This is a genomic window from Luteimonas composti (genome assembly GCF_042678665.1).
Lineage (GTDB): Bacteria > Pseudomonadota > Gammaproteobacteria > Xanthomonadales > Xanthomonadaceae > Luteimonas > Luteimonas composti.
Genome location: NZ_JBHTKU010000001.1, coordinates 187739 through 209715, shown reverse-complemented (window position 1 = coordinate 209715; position 21977 = coordinate 187739). Strand labels below are relative to the sequence as shown.

Sequence of the window (21977 nt, the reverse complement as noted above, 5' to 3'; positions counted from 1 at the left end):
GCGTACTGGTGTTCGAATTGTCACTGCAGCCATCCGTGGCGGTACAACGCGGGCTCCGGAGAGTCCTGCCCGGCCATCCATGGCCGGGCGTTCGCCGATGCGCGCGCCAGTGGCGCGCAAGCGCATCGGCTCACCCCTTCAACGAGTCGATTTCGGCGACGTTGATGGTGTTGCGGTTGCGGAACAGCGTGACCAGGATCGCCAGGCCGATCGCGGCCTCCGCGGCGGCCACGGTCAGGATGAAGAACACGAAGATCTGCCCGGCCTCGTCGCCGAAGTGGCGCGAGAACGCGATGAAATTGACGTTCACCGCCAGCAGCATCAGCTCGATCGACATCAGCAGGATGATCACGTTCTTCCGGTTGAGGAAGATGCCTGCGACGCTGATGCAGAACAGCGCGGCGCCGAGCGCGAGGTAGTGGCCCAGCGCCAGGCCCTGTCCGAAGAATTCCATCACTTGGCCTCCCCTTCGCCCGCGGCATCGGCCGGCGGCGCTTCGACGACGCGCTTCTCGGCCGGCATGCTGACCATGCGCACCCGGTCGGCGGCGCGGGTGCGGGTCTGCTCGCCGGGGTTCTGGTGCTTGGCGCCGGGGCGGCGGCGCAGGGTCAACGTGACCGCGGCCACGACCGCGACCGTCAGGATCAGCGCGGCCACCTCGAAAGGCAGCAGGAAGTCGGTGAACAGGCGGCGCGCGACCCAGCTGACGTTGCTGGCGCCGACCGCGTCGATCTCGTCCACGCCGAACGGGGCCAGGCGCGACTTGATGCCGATCAGGGTCAGGATCTCGACCAGCATCACCACCGCCACCAGCAGGCCCACCGGCAGGTAGCGCACGTAGCCCTCGCGCAGCGGCACGACGTCCACGTCGAGCATCATCACCACGAACAGGAACAGCACCATCACCGCGCCGACGTAGACCAGGATCAGGGCCACGCCCAGGAACTCGGCGCCGGCCAGGATCCAGGTGCAGGCCACGGTGAAGAAGGTCAGCACCAGGAACAGCGCGGCGTGCACCGGGTTGCGGACGCTGATCACCGCGCCGGCCGAGGCGACGGCCACGGCGGCGAAGGCGAGGAAGGCGAGCAGTGCGAAATCCATGGTCGGTCGCTTATCGGAAGGCGGCGTCGGCGGCGCGGCGCTCGGCGATCTCGGCTTCGAGCCGGTCGCCGATGGCCAGCAGCTGCGGCTTGGTGACGATGTTCTCGCCACGGTTCTCGAAGTGGTACTCGTGCAGGTGGGTCTCGACGATCGAGTCGACCGGGCACGACTCCTCGCAGAAGCCGCAGAAGATGCACTTGAACAGGTCGATGTCGTAGCGCGTCGTGCGGCGGGTGCCGTCCTCGCGCGGTTCCGAGTCGATGGTGATCGCCAGCGCGGGGCACACCGCTTCGCACAGCTTGCAGGCGATGCAGCGCTCTTCCCCGTTGGGGTAGCGGCGCAGCGCGTGCAGGCCACGGAAGCGCGGCGACTGCGGCGTCTTTTCCATCGGGTACATCAGCGTGTACTTGGGACGGAACAGGTACTTGAAGGTCAGCGCCATGCCGCCGAGCAGCTCGAGCAGCAGCAGGCTCCGGAACCAGGAAACGAACTTGCCCATCACTGCCCCGCCTCGAACACGCCGAAGTACGCCATCAACGCCACCACCACGATCCAGCCGATGCTCAGCGGGATGAACACCTTCCAGCCCAGCCGCATGATCTGGTCGTAGCGGTAGCGCGGGAACGAGGCGCGGAACCAGATGAAGCAGCTGGCGAAGAAGAACACCTTCGCGAACAGCCACCACCAGCCGCTGCCCAGGATCGTGCCCAGCACCGGCACGTCGGGGATCCAGGCCGCCGGGATCGGCGACAGCCACCCGCCGAGGAAGAAGATCGGGGTCAGGAAGCTGACCAGGATCATGTTCGCGTACTCGGCCAGGAAGAACAGCGCGAACGCCGAGCCCGAATACTCGACCATGTGGCCGGCCACGATCTCCGACTCGCCTTCCACCACGTCGAACGGCGCGCGGTTGGTCTCGGCCACGCCGGATACGAAGTAGATGACGAACAGCGGCAGCATCGGCAGCCAGAACCATTCGAACACGCCCGCGTCGCCCGCCTGCGCCATCACGATCTGCGACAGGTTGAGGCTGCCGGCGCCGACCATCACGCCGACCAGGGCGAAGCCCATCGCGATCTCGTAGCTCACCACCTGGGCGGCGGAACGCATCGCGCCCAGGAACGCGTACTTCGAGTTCGAGGCCCAGCCCGCGAGGATGATGCCGTACACGCCCAGCGAGGTCATCGCCAGCAGGTACAGCAGGCCCGCGTTGGCGTTGGACAGCACCAGCTGCGCGTCGAAGGGCACCACCGCCCAGGCCGCGAACGCCGGCGCGAGGGTGATCAGCGGCGCCAGCACGTACAGCGCCTTGTGCGCGCTGCTGGGCTGGATGACTTCCTTGAACAGGAGCTTGAACACGTCGGCGAAGGCCTGCAGCACGCCCCAGCCCACGTACATCGGGCCATGGCGGGCATGCATCCAGCCGATCAGCTTGCGCTCCCAGACCACGTAGAAGGCCACGGCCAGGATCACCGGCACGGCGATGACCAGCACCTTGAGCACGATCCACGCGATCACGCCGATGGCGCCCAGCGAGATCAGCCAGTCGTGCAGCGGCGCGGTCCAGTCCGACAGCAGCGTCGCGGTATTGGTCGCGCTCATGCCGCCTCCACCGTGACGTTGCCGGCGCCCAGCGCGGCGGTGGCGCCGTAGCCCGACTCGACCCAGGCGCAGCCGGGGGCGACCAGTCCGCTCACGTTGACCGGCAGCGCGGCGACGCCGGCGCCATTGCGCACCTTCGCCATCGCGCCCTGCCCCAGGCCGAGCGCGCCCGCGTCGTCCGGATGCAGGCTCAGGCGCGGCCCGACCGTCAACGGATGCGCCTGCAGCGCCTGCGCACGCCGGGTCAGCCCGTCCACGCGGTAGATCGCCGGGGACACGGCCAGCTCAAGCCCGTCGCCGGAAGCGGCCGCCGTCGCCCGGCCGGCCGACGCGCTGGGCGCGACCGCCTGCATGCCGGCGCGCAGGCCGGCGAGGTCGGTGAACTCGAAGCCCGGCAGCGACAGCGCGCCACCCAGGGCGCGCAGCACGGTCCAGCCCTGCCGCGCCTGGCCCGGCAGCTTGCCGGCGGCCACGGCGCGCTGTTCGCGGCCTTCCAGGTTGGTCAACGTGGCGTCGCTCTCGAACAGCGTGGCGATCGGCAGGATCACGTCGGCGACGCGGCGCGTGGACTGGCAGGCGAAGTGGCTGAAGGCCACCACCTGCGCGCCACCCAGCGCCTTGAGCGCGGTGGCCTGGTCGGCGAAGTCCAGCCCCGGCTCGATGCCGTACAGCAGGTAGGCGCCGCGCGCCTCGGCCAGCATCGCACCGGCATCGCGCGCCGTCGGCAGCACGCCATGGCGGGCCAGGCCGACGGCATTGGCGCCCTGCGGGATGCGGCACAGCGCCGCGCCGGTGGAACGGGCGAAGGCCGCGGCGGCTGCGCGAATGGCGGCGGCGTGCGGGCCGTTCTCGGCCACCGCACCGACGATCACCGCGACGCGTTCGGCGCCACGCACCGCCTCGGCCAGTTCCGTCGCGGCCAGCGCGTCGGCGACCCGGGACGGCGCGACGATCGCCTTGCTGGCGATGTCGAAGGCGAATTCGAAGTCGACCGGGCCGACCACGTGCACCTTCGCGCCGCGGCGCCAGGCCTTGCGCACGCGCTGGTGCAGCAGCGGCACCTCGTGGCGCAGGTTCGATCCCACGATCACGATCGCATCGGCCTGGTCGATGTCGGCGACCGGCATCGCGAACGGCTCGGCGACCGCGCCGTCGGACAGGTCGTGCTGGGCGATGCGGTGGTCGAGGTTGCCGGTGCCCAGGCCCTGCGCCAGGCGCGCCAGCAGGCTGCCTTCCTCGTTGGAGGTAGCCGGGTGGACCAGCACGCCGAGGTTGTCGGCGCCGTTCTCGCGCAGGATCCGACCGGCCCTCGCCAGCGCCTCGTCCCACGACGCCTCGCGCCAGTCGCCCTCGTCGCCGTTGCTGGCGACGCGGATCAGCGGCTGGACCGCGCGGTCGTCCGCGTACAGGCCCTGGTGCGAATAGCGGTCGCGGTCGGACAGCCAGCACTCGTTGACCGCCTCGTTGTCGCGCGGCACGGCGCGCATCACGTCGCCGCGACGGGTGTGCAGGAACAGGTTGCTGCCCAGCGCGTCGTGGAAGCCCAGCGACTCGCGCGCGATCAGCTCCCACGGGCGGGCGCGGAAGCGGAACACCTTGTTGGTCAGCGCGCCGACCGGGCACACGTCGATCACGTTGCCCGACAGCTCGGTGGTCAGCGGCTTGCCGTCGTAGGTGCCGATCTGCAGGTTCTCGCCGCGCTGCATGCCGCCCAGCTCGTAGGTACCGGCGACCTCCGCGGTGACGCGGATGCAGCGCGTGCACTGGATGCAGCGGGTCATGTCGCTGGCGACCAGCGGGCCGAGGTCCTCGTCCGCCACGACGCGCTTGCGCTCGACGAAGCGGCTGACCGAACGGCCGTAGCCCAGCGACAGGTCCTGCAGCTCGCACTCGCCGCCCTGGTCGCAGATCGGGCAATCGAGCGGATGGTTGATCAGCAGGAACTCCATCACGTTGCGCTGCGCCTTGAGCGCCTTCTCGTTGCGCGTGAAGACCTTCAGCCCGTCCATCACCGGCGTGGCGCAGGCCGGCGACGGCTTGGGCGCGGAGCGGCCACCCACTTCGGTGTCGACCAGGCACATGCGGCAGTTGGCCGCGATGGACAGCTTGTCGTGGTAGCAGAAGCGCGGGATCGGGATGCCGGCCTTGTCGGCCGCCTGGATGATCATCGAGCCCTTGGGCGCGGCCAGTTCGACCCCGTCGATGAAGACGGTGACGTGGTCGGGCGGCAGGTTCGGGTTGACGGGCTGTGCGCTCACGCGACCACCTTTTCAGCCTTGACCAGCGTGCCCGCGAGCTCGTCGTCGACGTAGAAGCGCTTGTTCACGATGGCGTATTCGAATTCGTGCCAGAAGTGGCGCAGGAAGCCCTGCACCGGCCACGCCGCGGCTTCGCCGAAGGCGCAGATGGTGTGCCCCTCGATCTGCCCGGCCGCGTTGCGCAGCATCTGCAGGTCGTCGAGGGTGGCTTCCATGTTGGCGATGCGGGTGAGCATGCGGTACATCCAGCCGGTGCCCTCGCGGCACGGCGTGCACTGGCCACAGCTTTCCTTGAAGTAGAAGCGCGCGATGCGCTGGCAGGCGCGCACCATGCAGGTGGTGTGGTCCATGACGATGACCGCGCCCGAACCCAGGCCCGAACCGGCCTTCTGGATCGCGTCGTAGTCCATGGTCAGGCCCATCATCACCTCGCCCGGCAGCACCGGCATCGACGAGCCACCCGGGATCACCGCCTTGATGCGGTTGCCGTTGCGGATGCCGCCGCACAGGTCGAGCAGCTCGGAGAACGGCGTGCCGAGACGGATCTCATGGTTACCCGGGCGCGCCACGTGGCCGGAGACCGAGAAGATCTTGCAGCCGCCGTTGTTGGGCTTGCCCAGGTTCATGAACCACTCGGCGCCGTTGCGCACGATCGCCGGCACCGAGGCGTAGGTCTCGGTGTTGTTGATCGTGGTCGGCCTGCCGTACAGGCCGAAGTTGGCCGGGAACGGCGGCTTGTAGCGCGGCTGGCCCTTCTTGCCTTCCAGCGACTCCATCAGCGCGGTTTCCTCGCCGCAGATGTAGGCGCCCGCGCCCAGCGCGTTGTAGATGTCGATGTCGATGCCCGAGCCGAGGATGTCCTTGCCCAGCCAGCCGTTGGCATAGGCCTCGCGGGTGGCTTCCTCGAGGTGCTCGAAGGGCTCGTGGTGGAACTCGCCGCGCAGGTAGTTGTAGCCCACGGTCGAACCGGTGGCATAGCAGGCGATCGCCATGCCCTCCACCACCGCGTGCGGGTTGTAGCGCAGGATGTCGCGATCCTTGGCGGTGCCGGGCTCGGATTCGTCGGAATTGCAGAGGATGTACTTCTGCATCTCGCCCTTGGGCATGAAGCTCCACTTCAGGCCGGTCGGGAAGCCCGCGCCGCCGCGGCCGCGCAGGCCGGACTGCTTGACCATCTCGATCACGTCGGCCGGCGGGATCTTCTCGGTGAGGATCTTCCGCAGCGCCTGGTAGCCCCCGGTCTTGAGGTAGTTCTCGTACGACCACGGCTTGTCGAAATGCAGCGTGGTGTAGACGGCCTGGTGCTCCTTCGGAGCCGGGCCGACCGGGCCGTAGCCTTCGGAATAATGAGAATGACCCGCCATTACTTCAGCCCGTCCAGCAGCTCGTCCACCTTCTCGGGGGTGAGCTTCTCGTGGTAATGCCCGTTGATCACGACCACCGGCGCGCCGCAGCACGCCGCCACGCACTCTTCCTCGCGCTTGAGGTAGACGCGGCCGTCGGCGGTGGATTCGCCCAGCCTGCAGCCGAGCTTCTTCTCGGCGTGCTCGACCAGTTGCTCGGCGCCATTGAGCCAGCAGCTGATGTTGGTGCAGAACGCCACGTTGTTGCGGCCGACCTTCTGGGTCTCGAACATCGAGTAGAAGGTCGCGACCTCGTAGGCCCACACCGGCGGCAGGTCGAGGTACTTGGCCACGGCCGCGATCAGCTCGTCGGTCAGGAAGCCCTGGTTCTGCTCCTGCGCCGCGAACAGGCCCTGCAGCACCGCCGAACGCTTGCGGTCCGGCGGGAACTTGGTCAGCCAGTGGTCGATGTGCGCGCGCGTCGCGTCGCTCAGCGCGACCATCGGGTCGACGTTGCGCGCGTTCTCGAAATTGCCTGTCGCTTTCATCGCCTGCCTTACCTGTCGATTTCGCCGAACACGATGTCGTAGGTACCGATCATCGCCACCACGTCCGACAGCATGTGCCCCTTCACGATCTCGTCCATCGACGACAGGTGCGCGAAGCCCGGTGCGCGCAGGTGCACGCGGAACGGCTTGTTGGCGCCGTCGCTGACCAGGTAGCAGCCGAACTCGCCCTTGGGCGCCTCGACCGCGCAATAGGTCTCGCCGGCGGGCACGCTGTAGCCCTCGGAGAACAGCTTGAAGTGGTGGATCAGCGCTTCCATGTCGTCCTTCATCTCCTCGCGGGAGGGAGGCGCGACCTTGTAGTTGTCGATCATCACCGGGCCGTGATTGGCCCGCAGCCAGCGCACGCACTGCTCGATGATGCGGGTGGACTCGCGCATCTCGGCCACGCGCACCAGGTAGCGGTCGTAGCAGTCGCCGTTGACGCCCACCGGGATGTCGAAGTCGACGGCGTCGTACATCGCGTACGGCTGCTTCTTGCGCAGGTCCCAGGCCACGCCCGAGCCGCGCAGCATCGGGCCGGTCATGCCCCAGGCCAGCGCCTGCTCCGGCGGGATCACGCCGATGCCGACCGTGCGCTGCTTCCAGATGCGGTTGTCGGTGAGCAGGGTCTCGTATTCGTCCACCCGATTCGGGAAGTCCTTCGCGAAGGCCTCCAGGTAGTCGAGCATCGATCCCTCGCGCCACTCGTTGAAGCGCTTGAGCTTGGCGCCCTTGCGCCAAGGCGACTCGCGGTAGCGCGGCATGCGGTCGGGCAGGTCGCGGTAGACGCCACCGGGGCGGTAGTAGGTCGCGTGCATCCGCGCGCCCGACACCGCCTCGTACACGTCCATCAGTTCCTCGCGCTCGCGGAACGCGTACAGGAACACCGCCATCGCACCCAGGTCGAGCGCGTTGGACCCGATCCACATCAGGTGGTTCAGGATGCGGGTGATCTCGTCGAACATCGTGCGGATGTACTGGGCGCGCACCGGCGCCTCGATCCCCATCAGGGTCTCGATCGCGCGCACGTAGGCGTGCTCGTTGCACATCATCGACACGTAGTCCAGGCGATCCATGTAGCCGATCGACTGGTTGAAGGGCTTGGACTCGGCCAGCTTCTCGGTGCCGCGATGCAGCAGGCCGACGTGCGGGTCGGCGCGCTGCACCACCTCGCCGTCCATCTCCAGGATCAGGCGCAGCACACCGTGCGCAGCCGGGTGCTGCGGGCCGAAGTTCAGCGTGTAGTTGCGGATTTCCTGGCGCTGCTCGGACGCGTTGCTGGCGAAGCCTTCGCTGGCCTGGCGCACGGGAACGTGGGGGGTACTGCTCACTTCGATCCCTCCGTGGCGCGCGCCTGCTCGCGGCGCGCGCGCTGCTCGTCGACCGCGGTCAGGTAGCGCGCGTCGTCGCGGACCACGCGCGGCACGTTGACCCGCGGCTCGACCGAGGTCACCGGCTCGTACACCACGCGCTTCCTGTCCGCGTCGTAGCGGACCTCGACGTTGCCGATCAGCGGGAAGTCCTTGCGGAACGGATGGCCGACGAAACCGTAGTCGGTCAGGATCCGGCGCAGGTCCGGGTGGCCGCTGAACACGATGCCGAACAGGTCGAACGCCTCGCGCTCGAACCAGTTGGCGACCGGCCACACGCCGGTCAGCGACGACACCACCGGCAACTCGTCGCTGGGCGCCAGGCAGGTCACGCGCACGCGACGGTTGTGCTGCACCGACAGCAGCTGCGCCACCGCGGCGAAACGCCGCTGCGGCACCGGGATCGCGCCGACGCCGTCGGGCTCGTCGAGCTGCTGCGAGGGCGACTCGCCGAAGCGGAAGCGGCCGGGGCCCTTGCCTTCGACACCGCGGCTGAAGCCTTCGGACGAGGCGTTGGTATCCCACTCGTCGCTGCCGTAGCCGAGGTAGTCGATGCCGCACAGGTCGACCAGGGACTCGAAGCCGAACTCGTCGCGCAGCGCGGTGCACACCTCCAGCCAGTCCCCGGCCGTGGTCAGCCCCACCTCGCCGCGCGGCTCCGCCACGACGACCTCGGCATCCGGGAAGCGCGCGCGCAGGCGCGCCGCGAAGGCCGAAGCGGCCTCGCGCGAGACGCGATCACCCATGGCGCATCCCCGTCTTCTGGTCGCCGAAGTTGGTGGCGCGGCGGATCTTCTTCTGCAGCTGCAGGATGCCGTAGATCAACGCCTCGGCCGTGGGCGGACAGCCCGGCACGTACACGTCGACCGGCACCACGCGGTCGCAGCCGCGCACCACCGCGTAGGAATAGTGGTAATAGCCGCCGCCGTTGGCGCAGCTGCCCATCGAGATCACCCACTTGGGGTTGGGCATCTGGTCGTAGACCTTGCGCAGCGCGGGAGCCATCTTGTTGACCAGGGTGCCGGCCACGATCATCACGTCCGACTGGCGTGGCGACGGGCGGAACACCACGCCGTAGCGGTCCAGGTCCAGGCGCGCGGCGCCGGCATGCATCATCTCGACCGCGCAGCAGGCCAGGCCGAAGGTCATCGGCCACATCGACCCGGTGCGCGCCCAGTTGAGCAGCACGTCCGAACTGGTGGTGACGAAACCGCGCTCGAGCAGCGGGTTGTTGTCCGCCGAGCCGCCGAGCAGGGTTTCCGGGCGCAGGATGTCGTCGACGCGTCCGTCCGGCAGCGGGTTGCTTGCCGAATCCGCCAGGCCGCGAATCGCCTGGATCACTCCCATTCGAGCGCTCCCTTCTTCCACACGTAGATGAACCCGAGCAGCAGCATGCCCGCGAAGATGCCCATCTCGACCAGGCCCAGCGGCCCCAGCTCGCGGAACACCGTCGCCCAGGGCACGATGAAGATGATTTCCAGGTCGAAAATGATGAACTGGATGGCGATGAGGTAGTAGCGCACGTCGAACTGCATGCGCGAATCCTCGAACGCGTTGAAGCCGCACTCGTAGGGCGACAGCTTTTCCGGGGTCGGGAGTTTGGGGCCCAACAGGTTGCCGATGATCAGCAGGGCGATGCCGACCCCCGTGGCAACGATCAGGAACAGCAGGGTCGGCAGGTATTCGGCCAGCACTCGTTGTTCTCTCGGCTACTTGCCGCACTGTAGCGGCCGTCGCTCGGCGCGCGTTGACGCGCGCGCGACATCGGTAAATATGGTGCCCAAGGGGGGACTCGAACCCCCACGACCTAAGCCGCTACCACCTCAAGGTAGTGCGTCTACCAATTCCGCCACCTGGGCAAATCTGTCGCCGCGCCAACCCACTCCGGGCAACGCGGCAATTGTAAGCGTTATTGCTCGTTTTGAGCAGCCGGCGCGGTCTCCTCTCCGCTCTCTTCCTGCGGGGCCGCCGGCACGGCGGTCGCGGCCGGCTCGACGGCCGGCTGCTGCTGCGGCGCAGCGGGAACGGCAGCGCCGGTCTCGGGCGCCGCCGGGACGTTGGCCGGGGCCACGGGAGCAGCCGGAACCTGGGACATGACGCCCAGGTCGGCGGTCGGCTGCGGCGCGGTGGCCCGATGGGTCGCGTACCACGCCATGAACAGGGTGATGCCGAAGAAGCTGATGGCCAGCCACTTCGTCGCCTTGGTCAGGAAGCTCGCCGAACCGCGCGCGCCGAACACGGTCGCCGACGCGCCGCCGCCGAAGCCGGAACCGGCCGAGGCGCCGGCACCGCGCTGCATGAGGATCAGCGCGATCATGGCGATCGCGACCAGGACGAACAGGATGTTGAGGATCAACAGCAGCATTGCGGCGTACTCGAAATGTCTTGTGACCTGCGGTCAGCGGGCCGCGGCGCGGGCGATGGCGAGGAAGTCCGCCGCCACCAGCGATGCGCCGCCGATCAGGCCGCCGTCGATGTCCGCCTGGGCGAACAGCTCGGCGGCGTTGGCCGGCTTCACGCTGCCGCCGTACAGGATCGGCAGCGAATCGGCGATTCTAGCATCCCGCGCCGCCACGTGGCCACGGATCAGGGCGTGGACCTCCTGTGCCTGCTCCGGGGAGGCGGTCCGTCCGGTGCCGATCGCCCAGACCGGTTCGTAGGCCACCACGGCGCCCTGGAACCGGGCCACCCCGGCCCGCTCCAGCACCGGCTCGAGCTGGGCGGCGATGACCTCGGCCGTGCGCCCGGCCTCGCGGTCGGCCAGGGTCTCGCCCAGGCACAGGATCGGCACCAGCCCGGCGCTGGAGGCGGCCAGGAACTTCTTCGCGACCAGGTCGCTGTTCTCGTGGTGGTACTGGCGACGCTCGGAGTGCCCGACCAGGCCATAGCGCGCGCCCACGTCCAGCAGCATCCGCGCCGAGACCTCGCCGGTGTAGGCGCCTTCCTCGTTGTGGCTCACGTCCTGGGCGCCGAAGGCGATGGGGCGATCCTCGAAATCCTCGATCAGGTCGCCGAGGTAGGGCAGCGGCGGCAGGACCACGATGTCCACGCCCTGGATCGGGAGTTCGGCGGCGAGTGCGCCGACCAGGCCGGTGGCGAAGTCCCGGGTGCCGTTGAGCTTCCAGTTTCCGGCTACGATCCTGCGGCGCATCGCTTGCCCCTGACGTGTGAAGGGCGCAAAGGATAGCCGACGCCACCCGTCCCTGCCCGAGGACCCACACCGTGACCGACCCCCGTGGCCATGCCCTCGTGACCGGCGCCTCCAGCGGCATCGGCGAAGCCATCGCCCGCGAATACGCGCGGCGCGGGGTGCCGCTGGTCCTGACCGCGCGGCGCACCGATCGACTGGAGGCCCTGGCGGCCGGGCTGCGCGTCCGGGTACCGGTGCACGTGCTGCCCGCCGACCTCGCCGACCCTGATGCACCGGCGCGGCTGGTCGATGCGATCGCCGCGCTTGGCGTGCCGGTCCGCATCCTGGTCAACAACGCGGGATACGGCGTGCCCGGACGCTACCTGCGCAGCGACTGGAACACCCACGCCGCCTTCCTGCAGGTGATGGTCGGCGCGGTCTGCGAACTGACCTGGCGCCTGCTCCCGTCGATCCGCGACAGCGGCGCCGGCCGCATCCTCAACGTCGCCTCCTTCGCCGCGCTCGTGCCCTCGGCCGACGGCCAGACGCTGTATGCGCCGGTCAAGGCCTTCATGGTGAAATTCAGCGAATCGCTGGCGCTCGAGAACGCCGACGCGGGGGTGCACGCGACGGCGCTGTGCCCGGGCTTCACCTGGTCGGAATTCCATGACGTCACCGGCACCCGCGCGATGATGTCGAAGCTGCCGCGCTGGCTGTGGCTGGAGGCCGCGGACGTGGCCCGCGCCGGCATCGACGGCGTCGAGCGCGGAGAGGTGGTGGTGGTGCCGGGCGCGGTCTACCGCGCGCTGCGCGTGGCGACGCGCCTGATGCCCGAGCGCTTCCTGCTGCGCCGCATGGCGAAGAACTCCGCGCGCATCCGCAGCACGGAATAGGCGCCCGCGGGCGCTTCGCACGACAAGCCCGTGTAGGAAAACCCTGATTCCGCGCCGCCCCTGTCCGCGGCGGTGCGGGCGGGGCGTTGGACTGTGCGGACATGCAGCACGGAGATGGACCGCCGCGCGTGAAGGGGCCGCGCGGCGCGAAGGCAAGGACGAGGCGGAGCGCGCCTCCCCCAACGCAACGGCATCGACCGCACCGCCGCACGGCGGCGCGCAGGGGTCGTACTGCCCGTCCCGCAGCGGCGAATTCCCGCCGCCGCGACCCAGAGCAAAGGCAACCGCAGATGAAATCCAGCACGACCCTCCATGCATCCCGCACGACGACCATGCAGTGCGCGGCCATCGCCCTGATCGCCACCGGCTCCATCGCCGGCGCCGTGCAGGCCTCGGAGAAAGTGGTGCGCACGCCGCAGGGCGAGGTCACCGTCCTCACCGCCAGCAGCGAATCGCAGCGCAAGATCCCCGACTCGGCGGTGGCGCATCCTTTCGCCACCGAGAAGCAGCGCGCCGCGGCGGCGCCGCTGCCCTGGCCCGCCGACGCGCGAGTGCAGCCCAAGGACGCCGAGGCCGCGCTGCCCGCGCCGCGCCAGCCGTTCCTGGACAACACCCGGCAAGGCGGCAGCCCCCTGCCCTTCGCCGACTACCAGGCCCGCCAGCAGTTCGGCGAGGCCTGGCGCCGGCTCGAGGCGCTGGCAGGCACCGAGGTCGAGCAGCCGGCCAAGGATTCGGCCGACAAGGACGGCGCCCACCATCCCTACCTGCGCTATCCCGGCAATTACTACACCTTCCAGTGGACGGCCGCGCCCTGGAACAAGATCGGCAAGCTCTACTTCACCACGCCCGGCGGCGGCAGCTCCTACTGCACCGCCAACGTCGCCAGCGGCAACTCGGTGATCATCACCGCGGCCCACTGCGTGTACACCCGCGGCCAGGGCTTCAACCGCAACTTCGTGTTCGTGCCGGCCGACCGTTACGGCGTCGCGCCGTACGGCCGCTACGGCTGGCAGTCGGCGACCGTGCTCAACAACTGGATCAGCGACGGCGGCCGGCGCTGGGACGTTGCGGTGATCCGCCTCTCCGGCGAAGCGACCACCGGCCAGCCTGTGACCAACTACGTCGGCTGGCTGGGCCGCAGCTGGGACTGGGGCTACGACCAGCAGATCTACTCGCACGGCTACGCCAGCAACCTGAGCACCCAGTACACGCACATCTGCGCCGGACGCAGCTACAGCTCCGGCTGGGAGGGCACCGACGTGCTGGTGCAGGGCTGCGACATGACCTACGGCAGCAGCGGCGGCGGCTGGCTGCGCAACTACACGCCGAACTCGCACGCGGGCAACCACGTCAACGGCGTGGTCAGCGGCCCGCACATCGGCGATTTCGGCAACAGCTACGTCGGCCCGCGCTTCAGCAGCGCCAACATCGTGCCGCTGTGCAACGTGGCCGGCTGTTGAGGCCGGATCGACGTCCCGGCAGGCGATGCGCCTGCACCGGCAGCTCGGCAGGACCGGAGCGTCCTGCCTTGCCGACCGTCTACGGCGCGGCTTCCGTACCTGCCGGCACGATCGCGAGATCGTCCGCCGGCAGGCCGCGCAGATGGCGGCGGATCGCATCGCGGGCGGGCTGGTCCCATTCGTCGCGCCAGGCGCAGTGCCGGCCGTCGGCGACCTGCCCGTAGTAGCCGAGGTTGCCCGCCGCTCCCAGCAATGCGAACGCCGGCAGCGCGGCGCGCGCGCTGGCATGGCCGGCCGGCGCGCCCAGCCAGTCGACGTGCGGGTTGTCGAGCACCAGCAGGCCGCGCGGCGCCACCAGCGCCAGCACCGCGTGCTGGTCGATCGGCAGGCGTTCCACGTCGTCGGCGAACGCCGCAAATCCCTCACCCAGCCAAGGCTGTTCGCCGAACGCACTGTGCGGCGGCTGCGCCCCGCCGGTGCTCACGCCACGCCACAGCGGCACGCCGCCCGCGCCGGATTCGACCGGGATCGTCAACGCGATACGCGTATCGAACGCGCCCGCCGCGAGCGCGCCCTTGCCGTAGCGCGAACAGCCGCTCACCGCGACTGCATCGCCACGCAGCAGGTCTGGCAATTGCCCGATCGCGTCCACCAGCCGGCTCACGCCCCAGGACCAGGCCATCAGCGTGCCGGTGGCATCCTGCGCCCCGCCGTGCAGCGCATAGTAGGCGCCGCGCCGTTCGCGCGACTGTCCGGTCTCGGCGCCGACCTGGGTGGGGTCGAACTTCAGCAGCGCCACGCCCTCGGCGTCGAGCAGCGCCGGATCGACGCCCCCGCCCGGCCCCAGAAGGACCATCACCGGATACGGTCCTGGCCCCGGCGGCAGGTGCAGCTCGGCCTCGAAGCCCGCCTCGCGTCCGTCCCGGCGGACCACGACCTGCAGCCGGCCATCGACGATACGCGCCGTCACCGCTGCGTCGTCGGGGCCCTTCCCGCCATACACATGCGCCTCTGCGGTCGCGCGCAGCGCAGCCCGGCGGCACGGCCAGTCGACCGCCGCGACGGGCGTGCCGTCGGACCTGCGCAGCAGGTCCGGCACGCCGGCGTGCGCTTCGAGTGGTGCGAGCGGCGCCACGCAGGCGTCCGCGGCCTTCGCCCATGCGAACGACGGCGCCAGCGCGGTGGCCAGGACCACCAAGCGGAACAGGATCGAGGGCATCGCGGGCTCCCTTGCAGGTCGCCCCGATGATGCCAGCGTGGCGCGCGTTCCGGCCAACGCGCGGCGCCGGCCGGCTCGCAGGCGCGGTTACTTGAGCTTGATCTCGCGCAGGCGCTGCTCGAGGAAGCCGTGCGCGGTGATGGGCTCCGGGTAGCGGCTGGGATTGTCCTCGCTCACGCAGGACGGCAGCACGTCGATCAGGAAGTCCGGGTTCGGGTGCAGGAAGAACGGCACCGAATAGCGCGGCTGGCGCGCGGCCTCGCCCGGAGGATTGACCACGCGGTGGATGGTCGAGGGATAGACGTGGTTGGTCAGGCGTTCGAGCATGTCGCCGATGTTGACCACGATGGTGTCGCCTTCCGAGGTGAAGGGCACCCACTCGTCCTTCTTCGACAGGACTTCCAGGCCCGCGGTCGAGGCGCCGACCAGCAGGGTGATGAAATTGATGTCGCCATGCGCGCCGGCACGCACGTTGGGGATGTCGTCGGCGGTGATCGGCGGATAGTGGATCGGGCGCAGGATCGAGTTGCCGAAGTTGGTCTTGTCGGCGAAGAAGTCCGCCGGCAGGCCGATGTGCAGGGCCAGCGCCGACAGCACGCGCGAGCCCAGGGCGTCCAGCGCGTTGTACAGCGCCAGGCCGTATTCCCTGAACTCGGGCACTTCGGCCGGCCACACGTTCGGCGGCATCACGTCGCGGTACTTCGAGTCGTCCGGCAGTTCGCGGCCGATATGCCAGAACTCCTTGAGGTCGAAGTGCTTGGATCCCTTCGCAGTCTCGATGCCGAACGGGGTGTAGCCGCGCGCGCCGCCGCCGCCGGGAATGTGATACTGCTTCTTCACGTCCTCCGGCAGCGCGTAGAACTTGCGGAACGCGGCGTAGGCCTCGTCGATCAGCGCCTGGGGGATGCCGTGGTGGCTGATTCCCGCGAACCCCCATTCGCGGTAGGCGGCGCCGAGTTCGGCCACGAACGCGTCGCGGTCGCTGTCGAAGCGGCGGATGTCGAGGGTGGGGATACGCGCACTCATGCTGGACTCCGGGTACGTCTGCGATCCGGCATCAGGCCGGCCCGCCGCGCGGGCCGCACCGATCCGGGTCAGTTCATGCTTCCGCGGCGGCGCGCACCGCGTCGGCCAGGGTGTCGAGGGTGGACTGCACCAGCGCATCGTCGTCGGCCTCGACCGTGACGCGCACCACCGGCTCGGTGCCGGAGGGGCGCAGGAAGGCGCGGCCGCGGCCTTCCACCGCCGCCTGGGCGCGGCCCAGCGCGGCGAGCACGCTCTCGGCCTCGGCCGGGCGCGCGCCGTTGCCGTAGCGCACGTTGACGGTCTTCTGCGGCAGCTTGCGCACGCCGGCCATGGCCTGCTGCAGGGTCAGGCCGCGGCGCTTGAGCACCTCCAGCACCTGCAGCGCGCTGATGATGCCGTCGCCGGTGGTGGCGCGGTCCAGGCACAACAGGTGGCCGGACGCTTCGCCGCCGAGGATCCCGCCGTGCTCGAGCAGGGCCTGGTGCACGTAGCGGTCGCCGACCTTGGTGCGCAGGAATTCGATGCCGGCGCGCTGCAGCGCCTGCTCGAGGCCGTAATTGGTCATGATCGTGCCGACCACCGGACCGCGCAGGCGGCCGCTGGCCTGCCAGTCGGTGGCCAGCAGGTACAGCAGGTTGTCGCCGTCGTGGACCGCGCCGTCGCTGTCGACGAACAGCAGGCGGTCGCCGTCGCCGTCGAAGGCGATGCCGAGGTCGGCGCCTGCCGCGCGTACGCGCGCCGACAGCGTCTCCGGGTGCATCGAACCGACGCCGTCGTTGATGTTGGTGCCGTCTGGATCGACGCCGATCGCGTCGACCCGCGCGTCGAGCTCGCGCAGCACCAGCGGCGCGATCTGGTAGGTCGCGCCGTTGGCGCAATCCACCACGATGTGCATGCCGGTGAGGTTGAAGGTGCGCGAAACAGAACTCTTGCAGGCCTCCACGTAGCGCCCCACCGCGTCGCGGGTGCGCACCGCCTTGCCCAGGCGCTCGGAGGACACGGTGGTGAACGGCCGGTCCAGCGCGGCCTCGATCGCGAGCTCCGTCGCGTCGTCGAGCTTCTCGCCCTCGGCGGAGAAGAACTTGATGCCGTTGTCGTAGTGCGGGTTGTGCGAGGCCGAGATCACGATGCCGCCATCGGCGCGCATCGAACGGGTCATGTGCGCCACCGCCGGCGTGGGCATCGGCCCCATCAGCTGCACGTGCACGCCGGCAGCGACCAGGCCGGCCTCCAGCGCCGCCTCGAACATGTAGTTGGAGATGCGCGTGTCCTTGCCGATCACCACCAGCGGCTTGCGGCTGTCGCCGCGCGCCTCGGCGGCCTCGCGCAGGGCGTGGCCGTAGGCGTTGCCCAGGCGGAGCACGAAATCGGCCGAGATCGGGCCCTCGCCGACGCGGCCGCGGATACCATCGGTACCGAAGTACTTCCTGCTCATGCGGCGGCATCCTGCGGGATGGGCTGGCGGGTCATCATCGCCACCAGCGACGCGATGCGGTCGCGCAGCTGGCGGCGGTCGCAGATCTGGTCGATGGCGCCATGCTCGAGCAGGAACTCCGAGCGCTGGAAGCCCTCGGGCAGGGTCTCGCGCACGGTCTGCTCGATCACGCGCGGGCCGGCGAAGCCGATCAGCGCCTCCGGTTCGGCGATGTTGATGTCGCCCAGCATGGCGAACGAGGCCGACACGCCGCCGGTGGTCGGATGGGTCAGCACCGAGATGTAGGGCAGGCCCGCGGCGCGCAGCCGCCCGAGCGCGGCCGAGGTCTTGGCCATCTGCATCAGCGAGAACAGGCTCTCCTGCATGCGCGCGCCGCCGCTGGCCGAGAAGCAGACGAAGCCCGAGCCCAGCTCCAGCGCGCGCTCGGCGCCGCGGGCGAAGCGCTCGCCCACCACCGAGCCCATCGAGCCGCCCATGTAGGCGAAGTCGAAGGCGGCAGCGACCATCGGCATCTGCTTGAGCCGGCCCTCCATCACGACCAGCGCGTCGCGCTCGCCGGTGGACTTCTGCGCGGCCTTGATCCGGTCGGCGTACCGCTTCTGGTCGCGGAAGCGCAGGATGTCGGTAGGCCCGAGTTCGCCGGCGATCTCGGCAAGCTCACCCGGGTCGAGGAACGTGCGCAGCCGCGCACGGGCGCGGATCGGACGGTGGAAGTTGCACTTCGGGCAGACCTCGAGGTTCTCCTCCAGCTCGGGGCCGTAGAGCACGGCGCTGCAGCGCTCGCACTTTTCCCACAGGCCCTCGGGCACGCTGCGCTTGCGCGCGTTGGTGCCCGTCTCGGTGCGGATGCGCGGCGGCATCAGTTTCTTCAACCAGGACATGCTTGGCGTCGGATCCGTTGGCGGCTGCGGCCGCGAAGGCGCGCAGTTTAGCGCACGGGTCGGAGCACCCCGCCCCCCCGGCGCCGGCCACGCGCGCCCCCGGCCTTCCGACGCCGGCCAGGCCGCGCATGTCCTGGCCGGGGCTCAGTCCAGCGCGGCCCGCAGCGGAGCCAGGAACGCGCCGGCGCGGCGGGCCGCCTCGTCCGGATCCCCGGCATCGGCCAGCTCGGCGACCAGCGCGCTGCCGACCACCACGCCGTCGGCGTCGGTCGCCATCGCCGCCGCGCTGGCGGCGTCGCGGATGCCGAAACCGGCCACCACCGGCACCGGGCTGTCGGCGCGGATCCGGCGCAGGTGCGCTGCGGCGGCCGCCGGGTCCAGCCGGTCCGAGGCGCCGGTGACGCCGGCGAAGCTGACGTAGTACAGGTAGCCGCGGGCGTTGCCGAGCAGCACCGGCAGCCGCGCTTCGGGGGTGGTGGGCGAGACCAGCAGCACCAGGTCGATGCCGTGCGCGGCGAAGGCGTCGCGGAACTCGGGCGATTCCTCCGGCGGCAGGTCGACCAGCAGCACGCCGTCCACGCCGGCCTCGGCGGCCTCGCGCCCGAATCGCGAGGCGCCGCGGATCTCGACCGGGTTGAGATAGCCCATCAGCACCACGGGCGTGTCCGGGTCGCGGGTCCGGAATTCGCGTACGGCCTCGAGTACCCAGCCCAGCCCGGCGCCGCGCGCCAGCGCGCGTTCGGAGCTGCGCTGGATGGTGGGGCCGTCGGCCATCGGGTCGGAGAACGGCACGCCCAGCTCGATGACGTCGGCGCCCGCGGCCACCAGCGCGTGCATCGCCGGTACCGTTGCCGCCAGCGAAGGGTCTCCGGCGGTGATGAAGGGAATCAGCGCCTTGCGACCGCGCCCGGCCAGTTGGGCGAATCGCTGCGGGATACGGCTCATGGGCAGGAAATCCGGATGAAGGACAGGATGGCGGGTCGCGGGGTCATGCGCAGCCCTCGCTGAAACCGACGGCCTGGGCGCGACCCCAGAGGATCGTTTCGACGACGCCATCGGGCACTTCGATGCGCACGGCGCGGTCGCGCGCCGGGTCGCGCCAGATGAAGTAGAGGCCGGGTGGCCAGGCGTACTTGTGCAGTTGCGGCTCGACGTCCGCGTCCGGCAACAGCGCGCCGGCCTCCGCCAGCGACATGCCCGGACGCAGTCCGAACGGCGCCTCGGACGTGGCGTCGCCGCCGTATGGCAGGCCGACCTCGAAGCGCGCGATGCGTCCGTCCAGCAGCATCATGCCGGCACCTGCGGGCAGGCGTCCGCCGGACACCTGGGTGCAGAGTTTGGGGTCGGGCCAGTCCGCGACCTGCCAGCCGTCCCCTGCGGTGGCCGGGTCGAATGGCTGGTCGATGCACAGCCCGGCCACGCAGTCGATGTCCGGTGCCGGCGCGGCGCCGCCGCCCAGGGCCAGCAGCAGCGCGGCGAGCGGAGCCGGCATCAGACCTCCACCCCTTCGCGCGCGGCAATGGTGTGCACGTCCTTGTCGCCGCGGCCGGACAGGTTGCACAGCACCAGCGCGTCCCTGGGCAGTTCGCGCGCGAGCTTGATCGCCTGGGCGACGGCGTGGCTGGATTCGAGCGCCGGCAGGATGCCCTCGGTGCGGGTCAGGCGGTGGAAGGCGGCCAGTGCCTCCTCGTCGCTGACGCCCACGTACTCGGCGCGACCGGAGTCCTTGAGGAAGGCGTGCTCGGGACCGACGCCGGGATAGTCCAGGCCCGCCGAGATCGAATGCGTCTCGGTGATCTGGCCGTCGTCGTCGCAGATCACGTAGGTGCGGTTGCCGTGCAGCACGCCAACGCGCCCGGCCGAGAGCGAGGCGGCATGGCGGCCGGTGTCGATCCCGTCGCCCGCGGCTTCGGCGCCGACGATGCGCACCGACGCATCGTTGAGGAAGGCATGGAACAGGCCGATGGCGTTGCTGCCGCCGCCCACGCAGGCGGTGATCGCGTCCGGCAGGCGGCCGTAGTCCTCCAGCATCTGCGCGCGCGCCTCGCGCCCCACCACCGCGTTGAAGTCTCGCACCATGCGCGGATACGGATCGGGGCCAGCCACGGTGCCGATGATGTAGAAGGTGTCGCGCACGTTGGTCACCCAGTCGCGCATCGCCTCGTTGAGCGCGTCCTTGAGCGTGGCCGAGCCGGAGGTCACCGGCACGACCGTGGCGCCCAGCAGCTTCATCCGGTAAACGTTGATCTTCTGGCGCTCGATGTCGGTGGCGCCCATGTAGACCACGCACTCCAGGCCCAGCCGCGTGGCGACCGTGGCGCTGGCGACGCCGTGCTGGCCGGCGCCGGTCTCGGCGATGATCCGCTTCTTGGCCATGCGCGCCGCCAGCAGCGCCTGGCCGATGGTGTTGTTCACCTTGTGCGCGCCGGTATGGTTGAGGTCCTCGCGCTTGAGCAGGATCTGCGCGCCACCGACTTCGCGGCTCAGGCGTTCGGCGTGATAGATCGGGCTGGGCCTGCCGACGTAATGCTTGAGGTCCTTGTCGTAGGCGGCGATGAAGGCCGGGTCCACGCGCGCGGCGTCGTAGGCCGCGGCCAGTTCCTCCAGCGGCCCCATCAGGGTCTCGGCGACGAAGCGCCCACCGTGGCGGCCGAAGTGGCCACTGGCGTCGGGCCAGGCGTGGAAGTCCTGCGGGGCTGGGGCGTTCATCGGGGCGGACCGGATCTTGGAGAGATTCCACTGTAGCGCACGTATCGCCGCCGAAAAATCGATAATATCTGGTCGACCTTTGAGGAAATCTCACATGTCGGGTCGCAACCTCCCTGCCCTCAACGCGCTCCGTGCCTTCGAGGCGGTGGCCCGGCTCGGCAGTCTCGGGCGCGCTGCCGCGGAGCTGCACGTCACCCACGGCGCGGTCAGCCGGCAGTTGCGGCTGCTGGAGGAGGAACTGGGGCTGGCGCTGTTCCGGCGCGAGGGCCGCGGCCTGCGCCTGACCGATGCCGGCCAGCGCCTGGGTGAGGCGGCCGGGATCGCCTTCGAACAGATCCAGGACGCGATCCGCAGCCTGCGACGCGGCGCCGGGCCCGATACGCGGGTCATCGGCTGCCCGGGCAGTCTGCTGGCGCGCTGGATGATCCCGCGGCTGGAGCGGCTGCGGCGGGACCTGCCCGGCCTGCAGCTGCACCTGTCGCCGCATGAAGGCGACTTCAGCCCCGCCCTGCCCGGCCTCGATGCCGCCCTGCTCGTCGGCGAGCCGCCATGGCCGACGCAGTGGCGCGTCCACGCCCTGGCGTCCGAACGCATCGGCCCGGTGGTCGACCCGCGCCATCCGGCCGCGGCGCGCCTGCACGGGCAGCCGCCCGGCGCGCTGCTCGGCGAGGAACTGCTGCACACCGCCTCGCGCCCGCAGGCCTGGCCGCAGTGGGCGCACGCGCAGGGGCTGGACCCGGCGGCGCTGCGCACGGGCACCGGCTTCGAACACCTGTACTACCTGCTGGAAGCCGCGGTGTCCGGGCTTGGCGTGGCGATCGCCCCGCAGCCGCTGGTCGCCGCCGACATCGCCAGCGGGCGCCTGGTCGCGCCCTGGGGATTTGTCGACACCGGCGCGCACTGGTGCCTGTGCACGCGCCACGATGCAGATCCGCAGCTGGAACGCCTGGCCGGCTGGCTGCGCGCGGAACTGGCCATCCGGGGCTGATGCCGCGGCTGGCG

23 protein-coding genes and 1 tRNA gene are annotated in these 21977 nt (G+C 70.2%); 3 read left to right on the top strand and 21 right to left on the bottom strand.

The genetic code is table 11. The features are described 5' to 3' along the window. Nucleotides 1–130: 130 nt before the first annotated feature. The 14 genes from nuoK to tpiA form a co-directional block, all read right to left on the bottom strand. Nucleotides 131–454 (bottom strand): NADH-quinone oxidoreductase subunit NuoK, encoded by a 324-nt coding sequence (gene nuoK / locus ACFQ2D_RS00995; protein WP_280941742.1) that lies wholly within the window; start codon nucleotides 452–454, stop codon nucleotides 131–133. Continuing rightward, complete coding sequence (locus ACFQ2D_RS00990; RefSeq protein ID WP_280941741.1) at nucleotides 454–1101, bottom strand: NADH-quinone oxidoreductase subunit J; 648 nt, start codon at nucleotides 1099–1101, stop codon at nucleotides 454–456. The genes nuoK and ACFQ2D_RS00990 overlap by 1 nt, the downstream gene beginning before the upstream one ends. Nucleotides 1102–1111: 10 nt before the next feature. After that, a complete protein-coding gene (gene nuoI, locus ACFQ2D_RS00985; protein WP_280941740.1) occupies nucleotides 1112–1600 on the bottom strand; it encodes an NADH-quinone oxidoreductase subunit NuoI in 489 nt (162 codons plus the stop codon). Then, nucleotides 1600–2703, bottom strand: a complete 1104-nt coding sequence (nuoH, locus tag ACFQ2D_RS00980) for an NADH-quinone oxidoreductase subunit NuoH (protein ID WP_280941739.1) — start codon at nucleotides 2701–2703, stop codon at nucleotides 1600–1602. Before nuoH ends, nuoI begins: the two co-directional genes overlap by 1 nt. After that, a complete protein-coding gene (gene nuoG, locus ACFQ2D_RS00975) occupies nucleotides 2700–4961 on the bottom strand; it encodes an NADH-quinone oxidoreductase subunit NuoG (protein ID WP_280941738.1) in 2262 nt (753 codons plus the stop codon). The genes nuoH and nuoG overlap by 4 nt, the downstream gene beginning before the upstream one ends. After that, nucleotides 4958–6325, bottom strand: coding sequence for an NADH-quinone oxidoreductase subunit NuoF (nuoF, locus tag ACFQ2D_RS00970; protein ID WP_280941737.1), 1368 nt, complete (start codon nucleotides 6323–6325; stop codon nucleotides 4958–4960). Before nuoF ends, nuoG begins: the two co-directional genes overlap by 4 nt. Next, nucleotides 6325–6852: an NADH-quinone oxidoreductase subunit NuoE gene (gene nuoE / locus ACFQ2D_RS00965; protein WP_280941736.1), complete on the bottom strand. Its 528-nt coding sequence runs from the start codon at nucleotides 6850–6852 to the stop codon at nucleotides 6325–6327. Before nuoE ends, nuoF begins: the two co-directional genes overlap by 1 nt. 8 nt (nucleotides 6853–6860) lie before the next feature. After that, the gene (locus tag ACFQ2D_RS00960; protein WP_280942046.1) at nucleotides 6861–8159 is read right to left on the bottom strand and encodes an NADH-quinone oxidoreductase subunit D; all 1299 of its coding nucleotides are present in this window, start codon (nucleotides 8157–8159) and stop codon (nucleotides 6861–6863) included. A gap of 20 nt (nucleotides 8160–8179) precedes the next feature. Further along, nucleotides 8180–8968, bottom strand: coding sequence for an NADH-quinone oxidoreductase subunit C (locus ACFQ2D_RS00955; RefSeq protein ID WP_280941735.1), 789 nt, complete (start codon nucleotides 8966–8968; stop codon nucleotides 8180–8182). Further along, nucleotides 8961–9569, bottom strand: coding sequence for a NuoB/complex I 20 kDa subunit family protein (locus tag ACFQ2D_RS00950; protein ID WP_280941734.1), 609 nt, complete (start codon nucleotides 9567–9569; stop codon nucleotides 8961–8963). The genes ACFQ2D_RS00955 and ACFQ2D_RS00950 overlap by 8 nt, the downstream gene beginning before the upstream one ends. Next, nucleotides 9560–9916: an NADH-quinone oxidoreductase subunit A gene (locus tag ACFQ2D_RS00945; RefSeq protein WP_280941733.1), complete on the bottom strand. Its 357-nt coding sequence runs from the start codon at nucleotides 9914–9916 to the stop codon at nucleotides 9560–9562. Before ACFQ2D_RS00945 ends, ACFQ2D_RS00950 begins: the two co-directional genes overlap by 10 nt. Nucleotides 9917–9996: 80 nt before the next feature. Beyond that, nucleotides 9997–10081 (bottom strand) — tRNA-Leu (locus tag ACFQ2D_RS00940). Nucleotides 10082–10131: 50 nt separating this feature from the next. Next, nucleotides 10132–10587, bottom strand: a complete 456-nt coding sequence (gene secG / locus ACFQ2D_RS00935; RefSeq protein ID WP_280941732.1) for a preprotein translocase subunit SecG — start codon at nucleotides 10585–10587, stop codon at nucleotides 10132–10134. A 33-nt stretch (nucleotides 10588–10620) separates the two neighbouring features. Next, nucleotides 10621–11373, bottom strand: a complete 753-nt coding sequence (tpiA, locus tag ACFQ2D_RS00930; RefSeq protein WP_280941731.1) for a triose-phosphate isomerase — start codon at nucleotides 11371–11373, stop codon at nucleotides 10621–10623. Nucleotides 11374–11444: 71 nt separating this feature from the next. On the opposite strand from tpiA, the gene ACFQ2D_RS00925 reads away from it, so the two are divergent. Both ACFQ2D_RS00925 and ACFQ2D_RS00920 read left to right on the top strand, forming a co-directional pair. Further along, nucleotides 11445–12245, top strand: a complete 801-nt coding sequence (locus ACFQ2D_RS00925) for an SDR family NAD(P)-dependent oxidoreductase (protein WP_280941730.1) — start codon at nucleotides 11445–11447, stop codon at nucleotides 12243–12245. 290 nt (nucleotides 12246–12535) lie between these two features. After that, entirely contained in the window at nucleotides 12536–13705 is a 1170-nt protein-coding gene (locus ACFQ2D_RS00920; protein ID WP_280941729.1) for a trypsin-like serine peptidase, read from the top strand. A gap of 79 nt (nucleotides 13706–13784) precedes the next feature. Here ACFQ2D_RS00920 and ACFQ2D_RS00915 read toward each other — a convergent pair whose 3' ends face one another. From ACFQ2D_RS00915 to trpB, 7 genes are all read right to left on the bottom strand, one after another. After that, nucleotides 13785–14924: a glucuronyl esterase domain-containing protein gene (locus ACFQ2D_RS00915; protein ID WP_280941728.1), complete on the bottom strand. Its 1140-nt coding sequence runs from the start codon at nucleotides 14922–14924 to the stop codon at nucleotides 13785–13787. Nucleotides 14925–15011: 87 nt separating this feature from the next. Beyond that, nucleotides 15012–15950, bottom strand: a complete 939-nt coding sequence (locus ACFQ2D_RS00910; RefSeq protein ID WP_280941727.1) for an isopenicillin N synthase family dioxygenase — start codon at nucleotides 15948–15950, stop codon at nucleotides 15012–15014. A gap of 73 nt (nucleotides 15951–16023) precedes the next feature. After that, entirely contained in the window at nucleotides 16024–17385 is a 1362-nt protein-coding gene (gene glmM, locus ACFQ2D_RS00905) for a phosphoglucosamine mutase (RefSeq protein ID WP_280941726.1), read from the bottom strand. Continuing rightward, complete coding sequence (accD, locus tag ACFQ2D_RS00900) at nucleotides 17382–18266, bottom strand: acetyl-CoA carboxylase, carboxyltransferase subunit beta (protein WP_280941725.1); 885 nt, start codon at nucleotides 18264–18266, stop codon at nucleotides 17382–17384. Before accD ends, glmM begins: the two co-directional genes overlap by 4 nt. 144 nt (nucleotides 18267–18410) lie before the next feature. Further along, nucleotides 18411–19211, bottom strand: coding sequence for a tryptophan synthase subunit alpha (gene trpA, locus ACFQ2D_RS00895; protein ID WP_280941724.1), 801 nt, complete (start codon nucleotides 19209–19211; stop codon nucleotides 18411–18413). 43 nt (nucleotides 19212–19254) lie between these two features. Next, the gene (locus tag ACFQ2D_RS00890) at nucleotides 19255–19758 is read right to left on the bottom strand and encodes a hypothetical protein (RefSeq protein WP_280941723.1); all 504 of its coding nucleotides are present in this window, start codon (nucleotides 19756–19758) and stop codon (nucleotides 19255–19257) included. Next, a complete protein-coding gene (trpB, locus tag ACFQ2D_RS00885) occupies nucleotides 19758–20975 on the bottom strand; it encodes a tryptophan synthase subunit beta (RefSeq protein WP_280941722.1) in 1218 nt (405 codons plus the stop codon). Before trpB ends, ACFQ2D_RS00890 begins: the two co-directional genes overlap by 1 nt. Nucleotides 20976–21069: 94 nt before the next feature. Here trpB and ACFQ2D_RS00880 point away from each other — a divergent pair, with 94 nt between their 5' ends. Beyond that, nucleotides 21070–21963 (top strand): LysR family transcriptional regulator, encoded by an 894-nt coding sequence (locus ACFQ2D_RS00880; protein ID WP_280941721.1) that lies wholly within the window; start codon nucleotides 21070–21072, stop codon nucleotides 21961–21963. Nucleotides 21964–21977: the final 14 nt, after the last annotated feature.